Origin of the sequence: Streptomyces sp. NBC_00464 (assembly GCF_036013915.1) — a bacterium.
In the GTDB taxonomy this organism is placed as follows: Bacteria; Actinomycetota; Actinomycetes; order Streptomycetales; family Streptomycetaceae; genus Streptomyces.
On the sequence record NZ_CP107899.1, the window covers coordinates 5,149,062 to 5,171,854 of the forward strand.

At 70.3% G+C, this 22,793-nt stretch carries 19 protein-coding genes and 1 pseudogene; 12 read left to right on the forward strand and 8 right to left on the reverse strand.

Annotation, left to right across the window (positions count from 1 at the left end):
• Window position 1: 1 nt before the first annotated feature.
• Complete coding sequence (locus OG912_RS23180; protein ID WP_327711085.1) at window positions 2–361, reverse strand: type I-C CRISPR-associated protein Cas8c/Csd1; 360 nt, start codon at window positions 359–361, stop codon at window positions 2–4.
• Window positions 362–868: 507 nt separating this feature from the next.
• Between OG912_RS23180 and OG912_RS23185 the strand changes: the two genes are divergently transcribed.
• The 6 genes from OG912_RS23185 to OG912_RS23210 all read left to right on the forward strand — a co-directional run bounded on the left by OG912_RS23185 (window position 869) and on the right by OG912_RS23210 (window position 11,288).
• Window positions 869–1,870: an isopenicillin N synthase family dioxygenase gene (locus tag OG912_RS23185; RefSeq protein WP_327713515.1), complete on the forward strand. Its 1,002-nt coding sequence runs from the start codon at window positions 869–871 to the stop codon at window positions 1,868–1,870.
• A 100-nt stretch (window positions 1,871–1,970) separates the two neighbouring features.
• Complete coding sequence (locus tag OG912_RS23190) at window positions 1,971–3,413, forward strand: amidohydrolase family protein (protein ID WP_327711086.1); 1,443 nt, start codon at window positions 1,971–1,973, stop codon at window positions 3,411–3,413.
• On the forward strand, window positions 3,410–4,819 hold the full coding sequence (locus tag OG912_RS23195) for a nucleobase:cation symporter-2 family protein (protein ID WP_443061010.1): 1,410 nt from the start codon (window positions 3,410–3,412) through the stop codon (window positions 4,817–4,819). Before OG912_RS23190 ends, OG912_RS23195 begins: the two co-directional genes overlap by 4 nt.
• A 149-nt stretch (window positions 4,820–4,968) precedes the next feature.
• Window positions 4,969–8,709 carry an ABC transporter ATP-binding protein gene (locus tag OG912_RS23200; RefSeq protein WP_327711087.1) on the forward strand — a complete coding sequence of 1,247 codons (3,741 nt, stop codon included), beginning with the start codon at window positions 4,969–4,971 and terminating at the stop codon, window positions 8,707–8,709.
• 588 nt (window positions 8,710–9,297) lie between these two features.
• Entirely contained in the window at window positions 9,298–9,714 is a 417-nt protein-coding gene (locus tag OG912_RS23205; RefSeq protein ID WP_327711088.1) for a hypothetical protein, read from the forward strand.
• Window positions 9,715–9,812: 98 nt separating this feature from the next.
• Entirely contained in the window at window positions 9,813–11,288 is a 1,476-nt protein-coding gene (locus OG912_RS23210; RefSeq protein WP_327711089.1) for a S28 family serine protease, read from the forward strand.
• A 38-nt stretch (window positions 11,289–11,326) separates the two neighbouring features.
• Here the strand turns inward: OG912_RS23210 and OG912_RS23215 are convergent, their stop codons facing one another.
• From OG912_RS23215 to OG912_RS23225, 3 genes are all read right to left on the reverse strand, one after another.
• On the reverse strand, window positions 11,327–11,704 hold the full coding sequence (locus tag OG912_RS23215; RefSeq protein ID WP_327711090.1) for a hypothetical protein: 378 nt from the start codon (window positions 11,702–11,704) through the stop codon (window positions 11,327–11,329).
• An 84-nt stretch (window positions 11,705–11,788) separates the two neighbouring features.
• Window positions 11,789–13,651, reverse strand: coding sequence for a glycoside hydrolase family 3 protein (locus OG912_RS23220; protein ID WP_327711091.1), 1,863 nt, complete (start codon window positions 13,649–13,651; stop codon window positions 11,789–11,791).
• Window positions 13,652–13,848: 197 nt separating this feature from the next.
• Window positions 13,849–14,757 carry a LysR family transcriptional regulator gene (locus OG912_RS23225; protein ID WP_327711092.1) on the reverse strand — a complete coding sequence of 303 codons (909 nt, stop codon included), beginning with the start codon at window positions 14,755–14,757 and terminating at the stop codon, window positions 13,849–13,851.
• 100 nt (window positions 14,758–14,857) lie between these two features.
• Here OG912_RS23225 and OG912_RS23230 point away from each other — a divergent pair, with 100 nt between their 5' ends.
• From OG912_RS23230 to OG912_RS23245, 4 genes are all read left to right on the forward strand, one after another.
• Window positions 14,858–15,766 carry an EamA family transporter gene (locus tag OG912_RS23230; RefSeq protein WP_327711093.1) on the forward strand — a complete coding sequence of 303 codons (909 nt, stop codon included), beginning with the start codon at window positions 14,858–14,860 and terminating at the stop codon, window positions 15,764–15,766.
• A gap of 287 nt (window positions 15,767–16,053) precedes the next feature.
• On the forward strand, window positions 16,054–16,593 hold the full coding sequence (locus tag OG912_RS23235; protein ID WP_327711094.1) for a hypothetical protein: 540 nt from the start codon (window positions 16,054–16,056) through the stop codon (window positions 16,591–16,593).
• A gap of 9 nt (window positions 16,594–16,602) precedes the next feature.
• Window positions 16,603–16,929: a hypothetical protein gene (locus tag OG912_RS23240; protein ID WP_327711095.1), complete on the forward strand. Its 327-nt coding sequence runs from the start codon at window positions 16,603–16,605 to the stop codon at window positions 16,927–16,929.
• A gap of 20 nt (window positions 16,930–16,949) precedes the next feature.
• Complete coding sequence (locus OG912_RS23245; RefSeq protein WP_327711096.1) at window positions 16,950–17,789, forward strand: MBL fold metallo-hydrolase; 840 nt, start codon at window positions 16,950–16,952, stop codon at window positions 17,787–17,789.
• Here OG912_RS23245 and OG912_RS23250 read toward each other — a convergent pair.
• On the reverse strand, window positions 17,765–18,712 hold the full coding sequence (locus tag OG912_RS23250; RefSeq protein ID WP_327711097.1) for a LysR substrate-binding domain-containing protein: 948 nt from the start codon (window positions 18,710–18,712) through the stop codon (window positions 17,765–17,767). The two genes, OG912_RS23245 and OG912_RS23250, sit on opposite strands and share 25 nt — an antisense overlap.
• Window positions 18,713–18,813: 101 nt before the next feature.
• Between OG912_RS23250 and OG912_RS23255 the strand changes: the two are divergent.
• A pseudogene (locus tag OG912_RS23255) lies at window positions 18,814–19,188 on the forward strand (transposase); the annotation flags it as partial.
• A gap of 10 nt (window positions 19,189–19,198) precedes the next feature.
• Here the strand turns inward: OG912_RS23255 and OG912_RS23260 are convergent.
• The gene (locus OG912_RS23260) at window positions 19,199–20,212 is read right to left on the reverse strand and encodes a helix-turn-helix transcriptional regulator (protein ID WP_327711098.1); all 1,014 of its coding nucleotides are present in this window, start codon (window positions 20,210–20,212) and stop codon (window positions 19,199–19,201) included.
• 91 nt (window positions 20,213–20,303) lie between these two features.
• Here OG912_RS23260 and OG912_RS23265 point away from each other — a divergent pair, with 91 nt between their 5' ends.
• Window positions 20,304–20,702: a VOC family protein gene (locus OG912_RS23265; RefSeq protein WP_327711099.1), complete on the forward strand. Its 399-nt coding sequence runs from the start codon at window positions 20,304–20,306 to the stop codon at window positions 20,700–20,702.
• Between the two features lie 43 nt (window positions 20,703–20,745).
• On the opposite strand, the gene OG912_RS23270 is transcribed toward OG912_RS23265, so the two are convergent.
• Both OG912_RS23270 and OG912_RS23275 read right to left on the reverse strand, forming a co-directional pair.
• Window positions 20,746–21,534: a sugar phosphate isomerase/epimerase family protein gene (locus tag OG912_RS23270; RefSeq protein WP_327711100.1), complete on the reverse strand. Its 789-nt coding sequence runs from the start codon at window positions 21,532–21,534 to the stop codon at window positions 20,746–20,748.
• An 85-nt stretch (window positions 21,535–21,619) separates the two neighbouring features.
• The gene (locus OG912_RS23275) at window positions 21,620–22,684 is read right to left on the reverse strand and encodes a LacI family DNA-binding transcriptional regulator (RefSeq protein WP_327711101.1); all 1,065 of its coding nucleotides are present in this window, start codon (window positions 22,682–22,684) and stop codon (window positions 21,620–21,622) included.
• Window positions 22,685–22,793: the final 109 nt, after the last annotated feature.

Consider the following 22,793-nt stretch of genomic DNA (forward strand, 5'->3'; position numbering starts at 1 on the left):
ATCACCGCGGGGCGGTATCGAGCGCCTGAACCTGCGCGTGCCACCCGTCGCAGAACTCCTCCTGCTGCGCCGACGTCAGTGACCCGGGCAACTCCCTGGTGCGGGGCAGCAGGTCGGGTATGGACCGGAAGATGGCCACCGACGCCTCCCCCCTGCGCTGGTTCTGCGCGCGCATGAGGTACGTCACCACCCGGTCCAGATGGTCCTTCAGCGCGCCCCGGGGGTTCTTCGACGCGGTGGCCCGGGCACCGGGCCGGTCCAGCGTGGCCTTCGCGTTCGGCGCACTGAGCCGCTCCAGCGCGGCCAACGCCGCGTACAACTGCCCACAACGATAGGCATCCGTGGGCTGAGCGTCCGACATGGTCCCTCCCCGATTCCACCGGCGGAGGTCATCCCTACCCGTCCCGGGCCGCCGGGGAACGCCGGACACCCGGCGCGTACGACCTTCCGTCAGTCCGCGGGGCAACCCAGTGGGCACGCCCCCCGAACCTCAGGGGCCGGAAGCCACACACATGAAGACACCTCCGGAGGAGACACACTCCGGCTGCGGGTGAAGCTCCTCCCACCGGTCCGGTCCCCGCTCCTCCGCTTTAACGCAGGGGACACCTTCCGTAGCTCTCCCGTAACACCTGGGCGCAAGACTCTCGGTATCGCGCAGCTCCCGGGATCGACAGGCTCATCCGCCCGCCGGGGCTGCAAGCTCACGACGCGTCCGGCAGCAAGGCCGGCGCGTGCGTGCCCGGTCCGCCCTGTGCGGGCCGGTGGAAGCGCCGGGGGCGGTGACCGCGCTTCGTTCCCCCGCGTACCGGCTCGACGGCCGCGTACGCCGCGAAGAGGGAGAACCACGTTGACCACAGAGCCGTACAGCATGCCCGCCGAGCGGGAGACCGGGGCCGAGCAGGAGCTCGACCGGGAGCGGCGGATGGGTGCCGCGACCGGGACCGCGACTGCTGCCCGGGACATCCGGGTCGTCGATCTGACCGACTTCGAGGCCCGCCGAGCCGAAATCACCGCGGAGTTGTGGCAGGCCGCCACCGAGATCGGCTTCTTCCAGCTCTCGGGGCACGGCCTCGACCCGGCCGAGATCGACGCGGCGTTCGGCGCAGCCGAGGCGTACTTCGACCTGCCCGTCGGCATCAAGAGCCGCAACGCGCTCAAGAAGGGTCTGAACACGGGCTGGGAGTACCGCAGTCAGGTACGCCCCTCCACCGGTACCCCGGACGAGAAGGAGTCCTACCAGCTCACCCGGCCGCACATGGACGGGCTGTGGCCGGACGAGGGCGAACTGCCGGGATTCCGCGAGACCCTGCTCGATTTCGAGCGCCGCTGTCACACCGTCGCCCACCAGGTGCTGTCCTGCTTCGCCGAACGCCTCGGCTTCGCACGTGACTTCTTCGCCCGACGGCATGATCCGGCGAGCCCCCTGCACCAGAGCACCCTGCGGCTCCTGCACTACTACGCCGTACCCGAGCAGGAGCGCGGTCAGGCGGACGGCGGATGGCGCGCCGGAGCTCACACCGACTTCGACTGCCTGACCCTGCTCTTCCAGCGCGACGGGCAGGACGGTCTCCAGGTGTGCCCCGGCAAGGAGGCCGACGGCCGCGCATGGACGCCCGTACCGGCTCGTGGCGACCTCATCACCTGCAACATCGGCGACATGCTCATGCGGTGGAGCGGCGATCTCCTGCCGTCCAATTTCCACCGGGTCGCCACGCCCGGTCCACAGGACGACCAGGGGCCGCGCTACTCCATCGCCTACTTCGCGCAGGCCGACCGGGACGCGGTGATCGCCGCGCCGGACGGGCGCCACGCGCCGATCACCGCCGAGGAGTACTTGCGGCAGCGCATCGCCGCCAACTTCGCCGGCTGACGGGCGGCCGCCCGCAGAGGCGGCCTCCGCCGCCGTGGCAGCTCGCGCGAGCGGCCACGGCGGCCCCTTCCGACACCCACGCACGAAAGCGGGGTCCCGCATGTCCGCACCACGTCCGTGCACGCTGCTGCTGTCCGGTGCCCAGGTGGTCACCGTCGATGACGCGCGCACCGTTCACCCCGACGGGGCGGTGGCCGTCGACGGCCACCGCATCGTCGACGTCGGCCCGACCGCCGACCTGGCCGCCCGCTGGCGGCCGCACCGCACCGTCGACTGCCGTGGCAGCGCCGTCCTGCCCGGTTTCACCGACGCCCACACCCACCTGTTCCAGAGCCTGGCCCGGGGCATCGGTGACGGCCTGGCCATCGGGCGGTGGCTGAACGAGTTCATGTGGCCGTACGCCATTCACCTCGACTCCGAGGACGCCCGGATCGCCGCCCGGCTGGGGGCCGTGGAGGCCGCCCGAGCCGGCATCACCACGGTCGTGGACCACCACTACGCGCCCAGCGACCCCGAGACCGTTCTGGCCGTCGCCGACGCGATCGAGGAGATCGGACTGCGCGGGGCGGTCGCCCGCGGCATGCTCGGCGACCGTACCGCCGTCGCGGAGGCGCGCGGCCTGCCGACCGCCCTCTACCGCTACAGCACCGACCAGGAACTCGACCTCACCCGCCAGTGCATGGCCGCCCGTGGCGCCGAGTCCAGGGTGCGTGTCTGGCCCGCTCCCCTGAACCTTTCCTACGGCGACCGGGACCTGGTGCGCGGATCCGCTGCCCTCGCCCGCGAGCACGGGGTTCGCTGGCACACCCACTGCAGTGAGGGGGCCAAGGACCCGCAGAGCTTCCTGGACCGGCACGGGAAACGGCCGGTCGCCTGGTTGGCGGCGGAGGACCTGCTGGACGAGCACACCACACTGGCCCATGCGGTGTGGCTCGACGAGGAGGAGACCGAGGCGGTCGGCGCGTACGGGGCGGGCGTGGCCCACTGCCCCTGCTCCAACGCCTATCTGGCCTCCGGCGCGATGCCCTGGCGCGGCCTGCGCGACGCGGGCGCGGTGGTGGCCCTCGGCACGGACGGCCCCAGCGCGGGCGGTCGCCAGGACATGTTCGAGGTGATGAAGCAGACCTTGTTCGGGCAGCGCCTGAGCAGGCTCGATCCATCGGCCGTGCGGTGCGAGGAGGCCATCGAGGCCGCGACACGCGACGGTGCCCGGTACGCGGGTATCGAAGGCGGCGGGGTGATCCGGCCGGGCTCGCCGGCCGACCTGGTGGTCGTGGACCTGACGGGAACAGCCGTGCAGCCCGTACACCGGGCGGTGTCCGCGCTCGTCTACTCCGCCCGTGCGGCGGACGTGGTGATGACGCTCGTGGACGGGCGCGTCGTGTACGAGAACGGCCGCTGCCCGGGCGTCGACGAGGAGGCGCTGGCCGCGCACGCCCGGGAGCGGGCGGAGCGCATGGTGCGGCGGGCGGATTTCGGGGCTCTGACCGAGCCGTGGCGTGACGGGAACCAGGACCGGCGGAGAAGGGTGGCGACATCGTGACCGACACACACACGCAACCGGCACAGGGGCAGGGGCAGGACAGGAAGGCTGCCGGAGGTACTGTCGCCGACCCGGTCGAGGCGGTGCCGCAGTGGTGGCGGCTCGGTGTGCTGGGCCTGCAGCACGTCCTCGCGTTCTACGCGGGTGCCGTGGTCATGCCGCTTCTGGTGGCCCAGGGCATGGGGCTGTCCGCTGCTGACACGGCGGCCCTGATCAACACCGCACTGGTGGCCTGCGGGGCCGCGACGCTGCTGCAGGCGGTCGGCCTGCCGGGCATCGGCATCCGGCTGCCCGTCGTCCAGGGCATGTCGACCGCGGCCGTGCCCTCCTTGGTATCGGTCGGTGTCGCCGCGGGCGGCGGGAAGGCGGGACTGCCCACGGTCTTCGGGGCGGTGATCACGGCGGGGGTGGTCCTCTTCCTTGTCGCACCCGTGTTCGGCCGGCTCATCCGCTTCTTCCCTCCGCTGGTCACCGGCACCATCGTGATCATCGTCGGCGTGACCCTGATGGGAGTCGCGGCGCGGCAGGTCGGCGGCGGCGACTCCTCCGCAGCCGACTTCGGCACCCCCGCGCATCTCGGCCTGGCCGGGGCCACTCTGGCGGTGATCGTGGTGCTGTCCCGGTTCGCCAAGGGCTTCCTCGCCTCCGTCGCCGTGCTCGTGGGCCTCGCCGCCGGAACGGCACTGGCCGCGACCGTGGGGCGTACGGACTTCTCCGGCATAGGCAAGGCCGACTGGGTCGGCATGCAGGCCCCCCTGCACTACGGCGCACCGCGCTTCGACGTCATGGCCGTCCTTGCGATCGTCCTCGTCCTCGTGATCATCGCGGTGGAGTCCATCGGCCAGTTCTTCGCTGTGGGAGAGATAGCCGGACGGGAGGTCGACGAACGGGACATCACCCGCGCCCTGCGCGCCGACGGACTGGCGACCGTCCTGGCCGGGCTGATCAACTCCTTCCCGACCACGGTCTACTCGCAGAACGTCGGACTGCTGCGGCTGACCCGTGTCACCTCCCGCTGGATCGTCGCAGCGGCCGGCGTGTTCATGCTGGTCCTCGGTCTGATGCCCAAGGTGGGTGCGGTGGTCGCGGCCATGCCCGCCGCCGTGCTGGGCGGCGCGACCATCGTCCTGTTCTCCACGATCGCCGTCGTCGGCGTGCAGATCCTCGTCAAGGCCGACCTCTCCGATGCCCGCAACACCGTGCTGGTCGCGGCGAGCCTCGGCATCGGGTTCCTGCCCACCGCCTATCCCCAGTTTGCGGAGCACATGCCCACGCGGCAGCTCCAGGTGCTCTTCGAGAGCGGCATCATGCTCGGCACGCTGTCGGCCGTCCTGCTCAATCTGTTCTTCCACCATCTGGGGCGGCTCACGGCCCGCCCTGCGCGGGTCGCCACTGAACCGGCCTAGACGTACAGACCCGCACAGGGGAAGCCGGCCCGGCCGGATCCGCACGAAAGGACCTACGCCCAAGGTCCCGTATTTGTTGCAGCGGGATGAAATCCGCAGCCCACCGCGTTGGTGCCTTCCGGCAGGGCAGGTCGATCGGGAGGCACCGGGTGTCGGACGCAGGGGAGCAAGGAAGCGGCGGGCAGCCCCGTGGCTGGGCGCGGAGGCTGAGCGGTTACGCCTGGCGCTACCGGCGCAACGTGCTGCTGGCGCTCGGTTCGTCGCTCGCCGGAATGGCCGTGATGGCCCTCGTCCCGCTGGTCACCAAGGTGATCATCGACGACGTGGTCGTCGGCCACACCCGCTCCCTGGCCGTCTGGACGGGACTGCTGATCGTCGCGGCCGCGCTTGTGTACGTCTCCACCTACATCCGCCGCTACTACGGCGGCCGGCTCGCCCTCGACGTCCAGCACGACCTGCGGACCGAGATGTACGGGACGATCACCCGCCTCGACGGCCGGCGCCAGGACGAGCTCTCCACCGGCCAGGTCGTCGGCCGCGCCACCAGCGACCTCCAGCTGATCCAGAGCCTGCTGTTCATGCTCCCGATGACCATCGGGAACGTCCTGCTCTTCCTCATCTCCCTGGTGATCATGGCGTGGCTCTCGCCGCTGCTCACCCTCGTCGCCATCGCCGTCGCCCCCGCCCTCTGGTTCATCGCCCGCCGCTCCCGCACCCGCCTCTTCCCCGCCACCTGGTACGCCCAGTCGCAGGCCGCGGCCGTCGCCGGAGTCGTCGACGGAGCCGTCTCCGGCGTCCGTGTCGTCAAGGGCTTCGGGCAGGAGGACCAGGAGACCGGCAAGCTGCGCGAGGTCGGGCGCCGGCTCTTCGCCGGCCGGCTGCGCACCGTACGGCTGAACTCCCGCTACACCCCCGCCCTCCAGGCCGTCCCCGCCCTCGGCCAGGTCGCGATGCTGGCCCTCGGCGGCTGGCTCGCCACCCGCGGCGAGATCACCCTCGGCACCTTCGTGGCGTTCTCCACCTACCTCGCCCAGCTCGTCGGCCCGGTCCGGATGCTCGCCATGGTCCTCACCGTCGGCCAGCAGGCCCGCGCCGGTGTGGAGCGCGTACTGGAACTGATCGACACCGAGCCGTCCCTCCAGGACGGCACCAAGGAGCTCCCGGCCGACATCCCGGTCGGCGTCGAGTTCGAGGACGTACGGTTCGGCTACGACAAGGACCGCCCCGTCCTCGACGGCTTCTCGCTGACCATCGAACCCGGCGAGACCGTCGCCGTCGTCGGCGCGTCCGGCAGCGGCAAGTCCACCGTCTCGCTGCTGCTGCCCCGGTTCTACGACGTGACGCACGGCGCCGTCCTCGTCGGCGGACACGACGTCCGCGAACTGACCCTCGACTCGCTGCGGGCCGCCATCGGACTCGTACCGGAGGACAGCTTCCTGTTCTCCGACACCATCCGCGCCAACATCGCCTACGGCCTCCCCGGCGCCACCGACGAACAGATCGAGCAGGCAGCCCGCGCCGCCCAGGCCGACCGGTTCATCGCCGAGCTGCCCGACGGCTACGACACCACGGTCGGCGAGCACGGGCTCACCCTCTCCGGCGGCCAGCGCCAGCGCGTCGCGCTCGCCCGCGCCATCCTCACCGACCCCAGGCTGCTCCTCCTCGACGACGCCACCTCCGCCGTCGACGCCCGCGTCGAGCACGAGATCCACGAGGCGCTGCGCCAGGTCATGGCAGGCCGCACGACCCTGCTGATCGCTCACCGCCGCTCCACCCTGAACCTCGCCGACCGGATCGCCGTCCTGGAGAACGGCCGGCTCGCCGACATCGGCACCCACGAGGAGCTGGAGCGCCGCTCCGCGCTCTACCGGCGCCTGCTCACCGACCCGGACGAGCTGGGCGCCACCTCGCCCGGCCACCAGCTGACCAAGGCCGCCCCGGACCCCGCCGACGACCGTGCGCTCCAGGAGGAGATCGACGCCGAGTTCGACGCCGAGCGCGGCATCACCCCCGAGCTGTGGGTCCGCAAGGAGGGGGCACGCGAGACCGACGCGGCCGGCACCCCCGCCACCCCCGAGCTCCTCGCCCAGGTCGAGGCCCTGCCCCCGGCGACCGACACCCCGGACATCGACGAGGCCCGCGCCGTGCATGCCGAGGAGTCCTACGGGCTCCGCAGGCTGCTGCGCGGCTTCGGGCTGCCGCTGCTGGTCAGCCTGGCGCTGGTGGCCGTGGATGCCGGAGCGGGCCTGCTCCTGCCGGTACTGATCAGGAACGGCATCGACGAGGGCGTCACCCAGCTCGCGCTCGGCGCGGTCTGGACCGCCTCCGCCTTCGGCCTCGTCGTCGTACTCGTGCAGTGGGCGGCCCAGGTCGGCGAGACCCGGATGACGGGCCGCACCGGCGAGCGGGTGCTCTACTCCCTGCGGCTGAAGATCTTCGCGCAGCTCCAGCGCCTCGGCCTGGACTACTACGAGCGCGAGCTGACCGGCCGGATCATGACCCGGATGACGACCGACGTGGACGCCCTGTCCACGTTCCTCCAGACCGGCCTGGTCACGGCCTTCGTCTCCGTCGTCACCTTCTTCGGCATCATGGTCGCGCTGCTGGTCCTCGACGTGGAGCTGGCCCTGGTCGTGTTCGCGACGCTGCCGCTGCTCGTCGTCGGTACGTTCTTCTTCCGCCGCAAGAGCGTCAAGGCGTACGAGCTGGCCCGTGAGCGCATCGGCGTCGTCAACGCCGACCTCCAGGAGTCCGTCTCCGGCCTCCGGATCGTGCAGGCCTTCCGCCGCGAGCGGGACGGCGCCGAGCGGTTCGCCGCGCGCAGCGACCACTACCGCGAGGCCCGGGTCCGCGGCCAGTGGCTGATCTCGGTGTACTTCCCGTTCGTCCAGCTGCTGTCGGCGGTGGCCGCCGCCGCCGTGCTGATCGTCGGCGCGGGCCGGGTCGACAACGGCACGCTCACCACGGGTGCGCTGGTCGCCTACCTGCTCTACATCGACCTGTTCTTCGCGCCGGTGCAGCAGCTCTCGCAGGTCTTCGACGGCTACCAGCAGGCCACCGTCTCCCTCGGCCGTATCCAGGAACTCCTCCAGGAACCGGCCTCCACCGCCGACCGCGACGAACCGCTGGACGTGAAGTCGCTGCGCGGCGAGATCGCGTTCGAGGACGTGTCCTTCGCGTACAGCGGCGAGGAGGCCGCGCTCACCGGCATCGACCTGCACATCCCGGCCGGTCAGACGGTCGCGTTCGTCGGCGAGACCGGCGCGGGCAAGTCCACCCTCGTCAAGCTCGTCGCCCGCTTCTACGATCCGACGGGCGGCCGGGTCACCGCGGACGGCACCGACCTGCGCGCGCTGAACATGACCGCGTACCGGCACCGGCTCGGGGTCGTACCGCAGGAGGCGTACCTCTTCGCCGGCACGGTCCGTGACGCCATCGCGTACGGGCGGCCGGAGGCCACCGACGCCGAGGTGGAGGCGGCGGCCCGGGCGGTCGGCGCGCACGACATGATCGCCACCCTGGAGGACGGCTACCTCCACACGGTCGCCGAACGGGGCCGCAACCTCTCGGCCGGCCAGCGCCAGCTGATCGCGCTCGCCCGCGCCGAGCTCGTCGACCCGGACATCCTGCTGCTCGACGAGGCCACCGCGTCCCTGGACCTCGCCAGCGAGGCCCTGGTCAACCAGGCGACCGACCGCATCGCGGGCCGGCGCACCACCCTCGTCGTCGCCCACCGTCTCACCACCGCCGCCCGCGCCGACCGGGTCGTGGTGATGGACCACGGCCGGGTCGTCGAGGACGGCACCCACGACGAACTCCTCGCCCTGGACGGGCGCTACGCGGTGCTGTGGCGCACCTTCATAGGGGAGGACGAGCCCGCGGGGGTGTGACGGGTCACCCCGGTGCGGTTGTCCGGGGCGGGGGTTCCGTCCTCAATCGCCGGACGGGCTTGGTGCGGGTGCCCCGCGGGCGTTGCGCCGTTGCCCGGTGGGTGGGGGTCCGGGGCCCCTCCGGGGCGTCTCCTCGGACGACGAACGTTCCGCGGGTACGCGATGGACCCGGGTCGATGTTCGTCGTCCTGCGGGGACTCCCCTGCACGGCCCCGGACCCGGCCGTCGTGCGTCTGCGGCAGTCATCAGGGCCGGTGTGCAGACGCAGGTGATGCAGGGTGGGGGCGTGCAGGGGAGTCCCCGCAGAAAATGGCGTACGACCCGGGTGTCTGTTCGTTGTCGGGTGCACACGCCATTTTTGAGGAGTCTCCCCGGAGGGCCCCCACCCCCACCCACCGGGCAGGGGCGCACCCCGCGGGGGACCCGCACCCAAGCCCGTCCGGCGTTTGAGGACGGAACCCTCGCCCCGGACAACCGCAACGGCAACCGCAACCGCCAAAGGGGGCCCCGCGTCGTACGCAGATACACGTGTGTGCGCTCATGTGTCGGGTAGGGGCGTGGACGTTCGATGAGGCGATGGGGCTGCTGGTGACCAGAGGAACCGAAAGACACGGCGGGCGCATACGGCGCGGGGTCCCGTGCCGCCTGCTCGCCCTCGTCCTGACGACGGCCCTCGGGCTCGTCGTCGGCGGTGTGGAGGCGAGCAGTGCCGATGCCGCCTCGGTGTGTGCCGGACGGCCCGCGAAGACGGTGAAGTTCTCGACGGGAGAGCTCCGCGTCTACCGGACCCGCGACTACGCCTGCGCCACCGCCGTCGCGGCCAAGCCGGGCAAGCGCCGGCGGATGTCCGTACAGATCCAGGCCCGCGGCGGCCGGCCCGTCGTCGACAGCGGCTCCTTCACACAGCAGGCCGGACCGGTGACCGTCCACGCGCTGAACCGCTGTGTCCGGGCCTCGGGCACGATCTCCGGGAAGACGGGCACCACGGCCTGGATCCTGTGCTGACCGGGCGACACGAGCGCATGCCCGGGCAACAGGGTCTGGCGGTACGGGTATCGCCCCGCTAGGTTCGCGACGTCTGTTGTGAATCATGGGGAGGGTGAATGCGTAAGGCGCTCAGAGGGTTCCTGCCGCTTGCGGTGCTCATCGGCACAGTGAGCGCGACGGGGGCCCCGGCCGGTGCGGCCACCGCCGCAGAACCGGTCGCGGTCCGTTCCGCCGTCAGTGACAGCGGTACGAGCACGGACATCAAGGACCGCATCCTGGCCATCCCGGGCATGAGTCTCATCGAGGAGAAGCCGGCCGCCGGATACCGCTACTTCGTTCTCAACTACACCCAGCCGGTCGACCACCGGCACCCGTCCAAGGGCACGTTCCAGCAGCGCATCACCCTGCTGCACAAGGACACCTCACGCCCGACGGTCTTCTACACCAGCGGCTACAACGTCTCCACCAACCCCAGCCGCTCGGAGCCGACCAGGATCGTCGACGGCAACCAGGTCTCGCTGGAGTACCGGTTCTTCACCCCGTCGCGTCCCTCGCCCGCCGACTGGTCCAAGCTCGACATCTGGCAGGCCGCCAGTGACCAGCACCGGGTCTTCACCGCGCTGAAGCAGATCTACTCCAAGAACTGGCTGACCACCGGCGGTTCCAAGGGCGGCATGACCGCCACGTACTTCGAGCGCTTCTACCCGAAGGACATGGACGGCGTCGTCGCCTACGTCGCGCCCAACGACGTGGTCAACAAGGAGGACTCGGCGTACGACCGGTTCTTCGCCGGCGTCGGCACCAAGGAGTGCCGCACCAGGCTGGAGGGCGTGCAGCGCGAGGCGCTGGTCCGCCGGGAGCCGCTGGAGGAGAAGTACGAGCAGTACGCCGCCGACAACGGCTACACCTTCACCACCGTCGGCACCCTCGACAAGGCCTACGAGGCCGTGGTCATGGACTACATCTGGGCGTACTGGCAGTACAGCCTGCTCGCCGACTGCGACACCATTCCGGCCGACGCCGCGAGCGCCACCGACCAGGCGATCTGGGACTCGATCGACTCGATCTCCGGCTTCTCCGCCTACGCGGACCAGGGCCTGGCGAACTACACGCCGTACTACTACCAGGCGGGTACCCAGCTCGGCTCGCCCGACATCAAGCAGCCCTGGCTCGGCAAGCTGAGCCGGTACGGCTACCAGCCGCCGCGCAACTTCGTGCCGAGCTCCATCCCGATGAAGTTCCAGCCCTCGGTGATGCGCGACGTCGACACCTGGGTGAAGAACCACGCCAGCCACATGCTGTACGTGTACGGGGAGAACGACCCGTGGGGTGCCGAGCGCTTCCGGCTCGGCAAGGGCGCCCGTGACAGCTATGTCTTCACGGTGCCCGGCGGCAACCACGGCTCGAACGTCGCCGGTCTGGCTCCGGCGGAGAACGCCACCGCCACCGCGGCGATCCTGCGCTGGGCGGGCGTCGCCCCGGCCGCCGTCCAGGCGGACCCGGAGAAGGCGAAGCCGCTCGCGAAGTTCGACGCGCGGCTCGACAAGAAGGACCTGACGACCGAGCACCGGCTCGGCGTCCGACGTCCGTAACGCGTGACGGGACCCGCGCCGGTGGCTGCCGGCGCGGGTCAGGCCGCGGTACGCAGCCTGGTGAGCGCGATCGCCTGGCTGCCGGCGAACAGCGCGATATCGACGGCGACGGTCAGGATCACCAGCACCGCGAGCACGGGGACGGCGGCCACCGCCAGCGCGCCGACGAGCACGGTCGCCGCGATGTTGGCGGTCAACACGATCCGCAGGGCGACCGGTTGCGGCAGCTTCGCCCGCATCCACTCCACCAGACCCGCCCACAGGACGACGGCGGCCCCGACGGCGACGATCAGCGGCAGGGGCAGCGGGACGGCGGACTCGGTCGCGGGTGCGGTGAGGGCCACGAGGGACCCCAGGACCAGGCAGTACAGAGCATCGAGCCGGAGGCTGAGCATCCCGAGCCGCTGTGACTTCATGCCGTCGAGTGTAGGGACGCCGGGCGGACGCGACAACGGTGGCGGTCGCGCACACCACGCACGACCGCCACCGGCCCCGCCCCGTTAGTACGTCAGCCCGTAACCCACCGGGTACAGCACCTGCGCGGGATCGTCCGCGCGCTGCACCGGCACCGGGAGCTTCCCCTCCGGCTCGGCCCGGCCCGCGATCACCCGGGCGGCCGCCCGCAGTTCGACGTCGGTCCAGGAGTACGAGGCCAGGCTCGCCGCGTATCCGGTCCCGGCCAGCTGGGCGATGTCGTACGGATTGCGGATGGCGACCGTGATCACCGGGACACCGGTCGCGGCCAGCTCCCTCACCAGGGTCCGCTGCGCACTGGTCGCCGTGACGTTGTACGTCCCCACGACCACCGCGTCCTTGCCCTGGGCGGCCGCCACCGCCGCGTCGATGCTCGCCCGGGTCGGAGCGGTACCGGTGGACAGGGCCGTGGCCGTGTACCCCAGCCCGTTGAACTCCTGGGCCAGGGTGGTGGTCGGCGGGCCCGTCGTGCCCGAGGGGGAGGCCGGGTCGGCGCCGACCACGAGCAGGTTCTTGTGCGAGCGGCGCGAGAGCGGCAGCAGCGCACCGGGGTTGTCCAGCAGCGTGGTGGTGTGCTCCGCGATGCGGTCGGCCGCGGCGAGGTGCGAGCGGGTGCCGACGGTACGGTCCACGCCCCGGTGGCTGACGAACGGGTCGTCGAACAGGCCCAGCTTCGTCTTCAGGCGCAGGATGCGCAGGATCGATTCGTCGAGCCGGGCCTCGCTGACCTCGCCGTTCTTGACGGCCGCCAGGAGGGCGTTCCAGGACACGTCCAGGCTCGGCGGGTTGAGCAGCTGATCGACGCCCGCCTGCAGGGCCAGCACCGGCACCCGCTCGTCGCCGTACTTGGTCCGCACGCCTTCCATGCCGAGAGAGTCGGTGACCACGACGCCGTCGTAGCCCAGCTCCTCGCGCAGGATGCCGGTGAGGATGGGCCTGGACAGCGTCGCCGGGTCCTCGGCCGGGTCGAGCGCGGGCACCACGATGTGCGCCGTCATGATCGAGTCGATGCCCGCGGCGATCGCGGCCCGGAACGGCGGCTCGTCCAGCTCGGCCCACTGCTCACGGGTGTGGGTGATCACCGGCAGACCGGTGTGGCTGTCGGTGCTGGTGTCACCGTGACCCGGGAAGTGCTTGGCCGTGGAGGCGATCCCGGCGCTCTGGTACCCCTTCACCTGGGCGGCGACCATCCCGGCCACGGACTGCGGGTCGGAGCCGAAGGAACGCACGCCGATCACCGGGTTGGCCGGATTGACGTTGACGTCCGCGTCCGGGGCGTAGTTCTGGCAGATGCCGATCGCCGCGAGCTCGGCGCCCGCGATCTGCCCGGCCTGCCGCGCGTCGGACCGCGAACCGCCCGCGCCCAGCGCCATCGCGCCCGGCATCAGTGTGGCGGGCTCGCCGACCCGGCAGACGATGCCGTGCTCCTGGTCGGTGGAGATGAGGAGCGGCAGGGAGTTCGGCCCCGCCAGACCGGCCCGCTGGATGCCGTTGGAGAGATCGGCGATCTGGTGCGGGTCACGGGTGTTGTGCGCCCACGCGAAGTAGATGATGCCGCCCACGTGGTACTTGGCGATCATCTCCGCGGCGGTGCGCACCCCGATCTCGGCGAGGTTGGCGTCGATGTCCGCCTGGTCGGGCTCGGTCGCGGAGTGCCCGTAGACCCGCATGACGAAGAGCTGGCCGACCTTCTCCTCCAGGCTCATCCGGGAGATGAGCCGCTTCAGCCGCCGGGTGGTGGCGGCGGAGGTGTGGCCGTGGCTGTTGCTGCTGCTTGCGGACTTCTGGGCGGCGACGGCGCCGGGGGCGACTGCCATACCCGCAGCCGCCGCGACAGCGGTTGCTGCGGTGGCGGTGAGGAGGGTGCGTCTGGAGGTGCGGTCGTGCACGTGAGCTCCTTCGGCCGTACTCGGTGACGAGGGGGTGGTGAAAGAAAACGCGGTGAAAGCGACTGCGGTGGAAGAATCCGTGGTGAAAGAAACTGCCAAGGATCACGGATATCCAGAAAATAACTTCCGGTCAAGGGTGCGGACCGTTTTGAGCGAGTCTCCGCGCACCCTGATCCACTCCCGGCGCCGTCCTGCGCCTACCGCAGCCCCACACCGGCCCCATGCGCCTGAAGTGCCGAGGCGGCAGCCGTGATCGCCGGACGGCGCGCCGCCTCCGTGCGCCACAGCGCGTACAGCCGCCGCACCGGCACGGGATCGATCCGCACCGCCACCACGCCCTCCGGCAGCGGCCCGCGGCCCAGGCGGGGGATCATCGCCACCCCGAGACCGGCGGCGAGCAGGGCGAGTTGGGTGTGGTTCTCCTCGGCCTGGTGACGGATGTCCGGCTCGTACCCGGCCGTGCGCAGCGTCCGTACGAGCCAGTCGTGGCAGACCGTCCCCGGCGGCTGGCAGATCCACCGCTCCTTCGCCAGCTCCTCGCGCCGCACCCCGTCCCGGCCCGCCAGCCGGTGGCCCGCCGGCACCAGCAGATCGCACCGGTCGTCCCCGATCACCGCCTGCGCCACCCCCTCCGGAGCGGGCAGCGGGGCGATGTCCCAGTCGTGCGCGACGGCCAGATCGATCACACCCTTCGCCACCAGGTCCACCGAGAGATGCGGGTCGACCTCGGTCAGCCGCACCTCCAGCGCCGGGTGCTCACGGTCCAGCTCCGCCAGCACCCCGGGCAGCAGCCCGCGCGCCGCAGAGGCGAACGCGCCGATCGAAAGCCGCCCCGTCGGCAGCCCCCGCCGCTCCTCCAGTGAGGTCTCGGCGCGCTCCACGATCGCCAGCAACTCCTGGGCCGCGGTGGCCAGATGGACGGCCTCCTCGGTCAGCGCGACCCCGCGCCCGCGACGCTCCAGCAGCGTCGTGCGGGTCTCCCGCTCCAGCTTGGTGATCTGCTGCGAGACCGCCGACGGGGTGTAGCCGAGCGCGGCGGCGGCGCCCGCTACCGAGCCGTGGACGGAGATGGCGTGCAGGGCGCGCAGCCGGGCCAGATCGAGCACCGGAGCCTCCGGGATTCTCGGGAATCATTAGCGATGCTCAATTCCACCATGAAGAAATCCGCGCTGGTGCTACATGGTCCGCGCGCGCGACCCTCGGTGCATGCGTCCCCTCCACATCGCCCTGGCCGTCCTGGTGGCCGCCCTCTGGGGTGTCAACTTCGTCGTCATCGAGCTCGGGCTCGACCACTTCCCGCCGCTGCTCTTCTCCGCCCTGCGCTTCCTGGTCGCGGCGCTGCCCGCGGTGTTCTTCGTCGGCCGCCCGAAGGTCGCGTGGAAGTGGATCGTGGGGGTGGGGCTGGCCCTGGGCGTGGCCAAGTTCGGCCTGCTCTTCATCGGCATGGACCGGGGGATGGGCGCCGGACTCTCCTCCCTGGTCCTTCAGGTGCAGGCGGTCTTCACCGCGCTCCTCGCGGCGCTCGTGCTGGGCGAACGGCCGGGGAAGGTACGGGTGTTGGGGATGGGGGTGGCTCTCGCCGGGATCGGGGTGGCCGCCGTCGACGAGGGGGCGAGCGGGCCCGTGCTCGCCTTCGTCCTGGTGATCGCGGCGGCCGCCTGCTGGGGCGTGTCGAACGTCCTGACCCGCAGGGCCGCCCCGCCCGACTCCCTCAACTTCATGGTCTGGGTCTCCACCGTGCCCGTCCTGCCGCTGCTCGGTCTCTCCCTGCTCTTCGAGGGCTGGGACCGCGACCGGGACGCGCTCGCCGCGCTGGACTGGAGCGCCGCCGGAATCATCGTCTACGTCGCGTGGGTCGTCACGATCTTCGGCTTCGGGGCATGGGGATTCCTGCTCAGCCGGTACCAGGCCTCGTCCGTCGCCCCGTTCACCCTGCTCGTGCCGGTCTTCGGCATGTCGTCGGCCGCGCTGCTGCTCGACGAGTCGGTGAGCCCGCTGCGGTGGTGCGCGGCGGCGCTGCTGGTCGGCGGGGTGGCCCTGACCTCGCTCGCGGGGGTGCGACGCCCCCGCGTCCCAGATCCGGGGGCGCCCGAGCCGGCCCCCGTACGCGGGTAGCCGGAACACGCCGTCGAGGCCGGACCGCGAACCGCCCGGCGGCGCGGCTTCGACGGCGCCGGACAGCCCACGTCTCCGAGCGGCCGGGGGTGACCGGCACGAGGACTTGGACAGCGTCTCAGGCGTTATCCGTTCGCACTGACTTCTTGACCGGTCTGCGGATTGTCTCAGCGCTCGCACCGTGACCTATGGTCATTCTGGGTTGCTGAAATATCGCACTGAAGGGCACTAATCGGGCCAGTAGGGGATCTATTATTTGAGCATCAGTCACAGCGAAGAGGTATCCGATGATCTATACCGTTGAGTGCAGCTTTGCCGAGCCGACGCGAGAAGAGGAGTGGAACGAGTTCTACTCCGAAATGAAGCTGCCTGCGCTCATCTCCGTCACGGGCTTTCACACCTCACAGCGGTTCAAGGCGATCACTTCCGGATGTCCCACCTATCTCGCAGCCCATACCGTCGAAGGGCTGGAGGTTCTCAGTGGAGATGAGTACGCAGAGAAGGGCGGCGGAAATTTCGCCCGCTGGCAGCCCGACATCATCGACTGGCACCGCAACCTGTACAGCGGACCGAGCCGGGTGCCTGATATCTCTGCGAACGAATACTTGGTTCTGGACTCGACCGGCCCCGATGCTCTGACGAGGCTAGGCCTCGTTCCGCACCCCATGCACGCCGTCGCGATGGAGAAGAACCCGGAACAGCGCTGGCTGGCCGCGACCACGAACTCTGGTTTCACGCTCCCCGCAAAGCTGCCGGATGGTGTCCACGTCTATGTGGCGATAACTCCTCAGCTCAGGGCCCCAGCATCTCCGGCAGCCTTCGAATAGAGGGCCGGCATGCCGAACGTGACGCTGTACGTGGAATCCGGGGCCATGCCGTCGGACGAGTCACTGGAAGCACTTACCGACCAGTGTGTTGAGCTGTGCACCAGCACGCTGCAGGCTGCGCTCGAGAACGTGCACATCATCTACGTTTCCGTGCGAAAGGGTAGGGGGCACCCGGTTTTCGCAGAAATCCTGTTCCGCGAGGAGCCGTTCCGTCCGCCGGCGGTCATGGGCCACTTTATGCAACAGGTCAGTGATGCGGTCATGGATACCATCGGCCTCACCGCCCGTATCCGTTGCTTCAGTTTCTCGAAGCAACACATTCACGCCCTCAACTAGCGAGAGACAGGAGCAAAATAATGGCACCCCCGCTCTTCCCCACCCGAAAGATCGGCCTGTACACGGTTACCGCCATCAGTGACGGTTATCTCACAGCGAGCCTGGACCTGCTGACGAACGTCGACCGTCAGGAGGCCTCGGCGTTGCAGCGGCGAGGCGGGCTGAACGATCAGTCGCCTATGCACATCAACAGCTACCTGGTACGTGGTGCCGACCGCACCATCCTTGTGGACGCCGGGGCCGGCGGCGTCAAGCAATGGGGCGGTCACTTGAAGGCCGGTCTGCCACTGGCGGGTGTGCAACCTTCGGATATTGACGCTGTTCTTCTTACGCACGCACACCCGGACCATGTCGGTGGCCTGCTCGACGGTTCCGGGCGTGCCGTTTTCCCCAACGCCGAACTCCTGATTCACCAGCGCGAGGTCGCCTTCTGGCAGAACGACGGCAACCTCGCACATGCGAACGAACGCGCTCGGGGGAACTTCCGGATAGCTCGCAACGCCCTCGGTGCCTATGGCGGCAGACTCCGCAGGTTCGCACAAGGTGAAGTCTTGCCCGGGATTTCAGCAATACCACTTCCTGGCCACACGGAGGGCCACACGGGCTATCTCGTCGGCTCCGAAGACCAGAGCGTGTTCTTCTGGGGCGACACCGTTCATTTCCCGACCGTCCAAGTGACGCGGCCCGACGCATCGGTCACGCTGGACAACGATCCATTCCGCGCCGCCGAAACGCGCGTCCGGGTGCTCGACATGGTCAGCGCTGAGCAGCTCATTGTCGCTGGTCCCCATCTCGACGACCGAGGATTTGCTCGGATCGAGCGGGTAAAGGGAGGCTATTCGATCACGGATGAGGGATGAGCAATCGCGGCTTCTGGTGCGGCGGGAGGAGAGTCGGGTTCCGCTACGGCCACCAGCCAATCAGAGAACTCGTCGAGAAGTTTCGAACGAGAGCTCCGCGAGTTGATGACGAGGATGAATTCCTTGGCTGTCTGCTGTCCGGGCGGACCGACTGCAACAAGTTTCCCCGTTCGCAATTCGTCGGCAATGTAGAGATACGGGACAAGTGCCACGCCCAAGCCGACGAGAGCCGCTTCGATCAACATGGAGAACTGCTCGAAGCGGCCACCGGCCGTCGCTTCCTGAAGGTCGAGCCCGAACTCGCGAGAGTAACCACGCCAACTTTCAGGCGTCGCCGTCTTGTGCAGCAACGGCAAGTGGGGCAATGCCCCAGAAGTCGCGCTGTGTCCCCGTGGCACGAGATCAGCCCTGCACACGGGGATCAAGGAAGTGCGGAACAGGTGCCTCGATTCAGCTTCCGGCCACGCGGGATGAGCGAAGGTGACCGCAGCATCAAACGCACTGCCGTTCAGCACAAAAGGATCGTTTCGAGTGCTCAGATTTACCATCACGTCCGGATGTTCGCGTGAGAACAACGGAAGCCGCGGTACCAGCCATCTGGATGCGAACGTTCCGATCACCGCGAGCTCCAGTACTTGCTGCTGCGGCGGGGACGCCATCACCTGAAGCGTTGACTGCTCCAACGACACGAGCGACCGCCCCACCTCTTCGGCATAGCGCGCCCCGTGCGCCGTCAGCTCGACACGATTGCCGCCCCGAAGGAACAAGGGAACCCCGAGAAACGCTTCCAGCCGTGCCACCTGCCGGCTGATCGCCCCTTCCGTGACGACCAGCTCCTGTGCGGCAAGCGAAAACCTGCCATGACGTGCCGCAGCCTCGAAGGCGAGCAACGTCGAGGTGCTGGGAATCTGCCTGGCCGCCATAGCTGCCGCCTTCCTTGAAGCCCGACCAATGGTAAACCCAGGGCATTTCGAGACACCCCTGGCTCCGCCGCGCCCGACGCCCTCACCCAGCTCTGTGCCGGCTGTCACTCGGCATCTCCGGCGCCAACATGCACGACAGCCAGGTCCTGGAACCGCTCATACCCGGCATCCCATCGATTCGTTCCCGCCGTGGCCCGCGCCGCAGGCGCCGGGCAAAGCTACCCGCGGACACAGGCTACGACTACGACCACCTGCGGCGATGGCTCCGTGGACGCGGCATACGCCACCGCATTGCCCGGAAAGGCGTCGAGTCCCCGCAACGACTCGGCCGCCACCGCTGGGTCGTCGAACGAACCGTCTCCTGGCCGGCCGGCTGCCGACGCCTGCACCGCCGCTACGAACGAGAACCCGAGCACTTCCTCGCCTTCGTCGGCATAGCAACAACCCTCATCTGCCACCGACGACTCACCAAGTGAGACAGCGTCTTCAGGCTGACCGGCAAGGGGGAGGCGGGCTTCGCCGGGCAGAGTGCGTGAGCCGTTCGGCGAGAGCCTCGACGAGACCGCGGAGCTCATCCGGACGGTCGATGACGAAGGGCCGGTCCAGCGAGGCGAGTACAGCGGGCAGCCAGTCGAGCCGGTCCACCCGCAGCTCGACACGTGACCAGCGCTCCGTCTCCGGATCCGCGCCGCCCGGGGACGGCAGCTCCTCCACGATCGCGACGCCGGCGGGCAGCCGGGCGTGGATCTGCTCGGCCGTCCCCTGGACCCGCAGGGTCACCTCGTGCCGGTACGGAGCCGTCGCGAGCCCGGTCAGAACGCGCTTCGCCGGGTCGAGTCCGGCAGGTGGCTCGAACGAGCCGGGCAGCGTCCTCACACCGGAGATGCGATCCAGCCGGAACGTCCGGTCCTCGCCCGTCGTGAGATCCGCGGCCGTGACGTACCACCTGCCCGAGTGGGCGACGATCCCGTAGGGGTGCAGTGTGCGTTCGCTGCGCCGGCCGTCGGCGGCGGTGTATCCGAACGAGACCGGCCGGTGATGGTTCACCGCGTCGGCGATCGGGAGCAGGACCGCGGATTCCGGGGTGGCTGCCGCGCCGGGCGGAGTCGTGAAGGCGAGCGAGCCGAGCACGGCGTCGAGCCTGAGGCGCAGCCGCTCGGGCAGCACCCGCCGGATCTTGGCCGCCGCCGTCTCGCTCGCCGTGCCCGTTGCCGTCGTCAGGCCGACTCGCCGCCCCGCGACCAGACCGAGCAGCACGGCGAGCGCTTCGTCGTCGCTCAGCATGAGCGGAGGCATGCGAAAGCCGGGGGCGAGCCGGTAGCCGCCGTAGCGGCCGCGTACCGACTCGACGGGCACGTCGAGGTCGATGAGGTGGCCGACGTAGCGCCGTACGGTGCGTTCGTCGACGTCGAGCCGATCGGCGAGCTCGGTCACGCTCCGGATGCCGCCCGACTGAAGCAGTTCCAGCAGGGCGAGCACGCGGGCAATGGGGCGGGGCATGCCCGGAAGTCTCCCGCATATACCGGGCGGATTCCGCCCGGTACCGGTCGTAGCGTGCTGGTCAGGAACACCGGCCAGTCAGGAGAAAACCATGGACTTCGTCTCCATCCGCATCATCACGGGCGACATCGCCCGCCTCGTCGACTTCTACGAGCGCGCCACCGGAGTACCCGCCGACTGGTCCAACGAGGACTTCGCCGAGCTCAGGACCACCTCCGCCACCCTCGCGATCGGCAGCACCCGCACCGTCCCTCTGTTCGCGCCCGGCTCCGCCCGCCCGGCCGACAACCACAGCGTCATCCTCGAATTCCTCGTCGACGACGTGGACAGCGTGCACAAGAACCTGACCGGCTTCGTGAAGGACTTCGTCAACGAGCCCACCACCATGCCCTGGGGCAACCGCGCGCTCCTGTTCCGCGACCCCGACGGCAACCTCGTCAACTTCTTCACCCCCGTCACCCCGTCCGCCATCGAGAAGTTCGCTCGCTGAGGGTCGACCTGCTGCTCGTGGACGGGGCTCGCCCCGTCCCTCTCTAGTCCTTCGGCGCCCCCAGCCGCAGCAGGTGCTCGCGCCCCGCGGCGAGCAGCCCCGGCAGCTCCGCCGCCTGCGGGTGCCAGCGCTTCTCGTACTCCCAGCAGACCCAGCTGTCCGCGTCCAGCGTGTCCAGGCACGCCCGCAGCGGCAGCACCCCCGCGCCCAGGGCCACCGGCGTGGTGTCCTCGGCCGATGCGATGTCCTTCACCTGTACGTATCCCAGGTGCGGGGCCAGCACCGCATGGCTCGCCACCGGCTCCTCACCCGCCAGCCACGTGTGCATGATGTCCCACAGCGCGCCGATGCTCCCGTGCCCCACCGTGCCGACCACCCGGGCGACATCGACCCCCGCGCGGTGCGAGTCGTGGGTCTCCAGCAGGACGCGTACGCCCAGGTCGGCGGCGTACGGAGCGGCGGCGGCCAGTCGGCGCGCGGCGGTCGCGTCGGCAGTCGCCGGGTCCTGGTCGCCGCCGCCCGGGAAGACCCGGACGTTTCGCGCACCCAGGTCGTGGGCCAGCTCGACCAGCCCGGCGAGCTCGTCCAGCACCGGCTGGTCGTCCCCCTCGGCGGCCGCCCGCACATAGCCCGCCACGGTCAGGATCTCGACCCCGCCCCGCTTGAACTCATCGGCCACGCCGGCCCGTTCGGCCTTCGAGAGCCCGGGGTGCACCGGCTCCTCGGGATGGGCGCGCAGCTCCACCCCCTGGTAGCCGTGCTCGGCGGCCAGCCGGACGACCTCGGCCATCGGCAGTCCCGGAACCCCGAGGGTGGAGAAAGCGAGCTTCACGTGCGTGTTCCTTCCGTCGGAATGTGCCCCTGCACCGTACGGACCGGGACACGTCCGACGCGTACCCCGGTCCCGGCGGCCCGACTCACCCCCGGGGCGCGGCCGTCGACCCGCGCACCATCAGCTCCGCGGCGATCGTCGCGATGCCGCCCGGCGGCGGGGCCTCCTTGCCGGTCGCCAGCCGGCCCGCCCGCGCCCCCGCCTCGACGAGCGGCAGCCGTACGGTCGTCAGGGCCGGGACGACGTCCACCGAGAACGGCAGGTCGTCGAAGCCCGCCACCGAGATGTCCTCGGGGATGCGCAGCCCGCGGTCGCGGATCGCCGCGGCCGCGCCCAGGGCGACGGTGTCGTTCGCCGCGACGACGGCGGTGATCTCCGGTTCCCGGCGCAGGAGTTCGAGCGTGGCGTCGTAGCCGGAGCGGCGGTCGTAGGAGCCGTGCACGGTGAGCCGCTCCTCGTCGCCGACGAGCCCCACGGCCTTCATCGCGTCGCGGTGGCCCTCCAGTCGGTGCCGGGTCGTGGTCCGCTCGACCGGGCCCGCGACATAGCCGATGTTGCGGTGGCCCAGCGAGAGGAGATGCTCGGTGAGGCGCCGGCCGCCGCCCCGGTTGTCGAAGGCCAGTGCGGCCACCACGGAGGCGTTGTCGGGCAGCGGCGGCCGCCCGCACAGGACCACCCGGGTGCCCGCGTCCGCGAGTTTCGCCAGCTTCGCGGACATCGCGGCCTGGTGGGCCGGGTCCTCGACCGCGCCGCCGGTGAGGACGACGGCTGCGGCGCGCTGGCGCTGGAGCAGGGTGAGGTAGGTGAGTTCGCGTTCCGGGGTGCCACCCGTGTTGCAGACGATCGCGAGCTTCTCGCCGCCCGCCCGGCCCGAGCCGTCGCCCGGACCGCCGATCTCCGTCTGGGCCGCCCCCGCCATGATCCCGAAGAACGGGTCGGCGATGTCGTTGACCAGGATCCCGATCAGGTCGGACGTGGCCGCGGCGAGCGAACTCGCGGGCCCGTTGAGCACGTAGTCCAGGTCGTCCACCGCACGCAGGACCCGCTCCCGGGTGGAGGTCGCCACCGGGTAGTTGCCGTTCAGCACACGGGAAACGGTGGCCGGGGACACCCGGGCGCGAGCCGCCACATCCGCCAGGGTGACTGTCATCGCATTCCTCCGAGGAGTGATCGAGGGGGAGTGGACCAAACCAATCAGCGCGCCCCCTCTTGTCCAGGCCGCTGTCGGCAGGCTAGCGTCATACCGCATAGAAAGCGCT

Bases quoted from the DNA above. Each gene is read 5' to 3' on its own strand.
- OG912_RS23180 (WP_327711085.1), bottom strand. From the start codon at position 361: ATGTCGGACGCTCAGCCCACGGATGCCTATCGTTGTGGGCAGTTGTAC.
- OG912_RS23185 (WP_327713515.1), top strand. From the start codon at position 869: ATGCCCGCCGAGCGGGAGACCGGGGCCGAGCAGGAGCTCGACCGGGAG.
- OG912_RS23190 (WP_327711086.1), top strand. From the start codon at position 1,971: ATGTCCGCACCACGTCCGTGCACGCTGCTGCTGTCCGGTGCCCAGGTG.
- OG912_RS23210 (WP_327711089.1), top strand. From the start codon at position 9,813: ATGCGTAAGGCGCTCAGAGGGTTCCTGCCGCTTGCGGTGCTCATCGGC.
- OG912_RS23215 (WP_327711090.1), bottom strand. From the start codon at position 11,704: ATGAAGTCACAGCGGCTCGGGATGCTCAGCCTCCGGCTCGATGCTCTG.
- OG912_RS23230 (WP_327711093.1), top strand. From the start codon at position 14,858: ATGCGTCCCCTCCACATCGCCCTGGCCGTCCTGGTGGCCGCCCTCTGG.
- OG912_RS23235 (WP_327711094.1), top strand. From the start codon at position 16,054: ATGATCTATACCGTTGAGTGCAGCTTTGCCGAGCCGACGCGAGAAGAG.
- OG912_RS23240 (WP_327711095.1), top strand. From the start codon at position 16,603: ATGCCGAACGTGACGCTGTACGTGGAATCCGGGGCCATGCCGTCGGAC.
- OG912_RS23245 (WP_327711096.1), top strand. From the start codon at position 16,950: ATGGCACCCCCGCTCTTCCCCACCCGAAAGATCGGCCTGTACACGGTT.
- OG912_RS23250 (WP_327711097.1), bottom strand. From the start codon at position 18,712: ATGGCGGCCAGGCAGATTCCCAGCACCTCGACGTTGCTCGCCTTCGAG.
- OG912_RS23260 (WP_327711098.1), bottom strand. From the start codon at position 20,212: ATGCCCCGCCCCATTGCCCGCGTGCTCGCCCTGCTGGAACTGCTTCAG.
- OG912_RS23265 (WP_327711099.1), top strand. From the start codon at position 20,304: ATGGACTTCGTCTCCATCCGCATCATCACGGGCGACATCGCCCGCCTC.
- OG912_RS23275 (WP_327711101.1), bottom strand. From the start codon at position 22,684: ATGACAGTCACCCTGGCGGATGTGGCGGCTCGCGCCCGGGTGTCCCCG.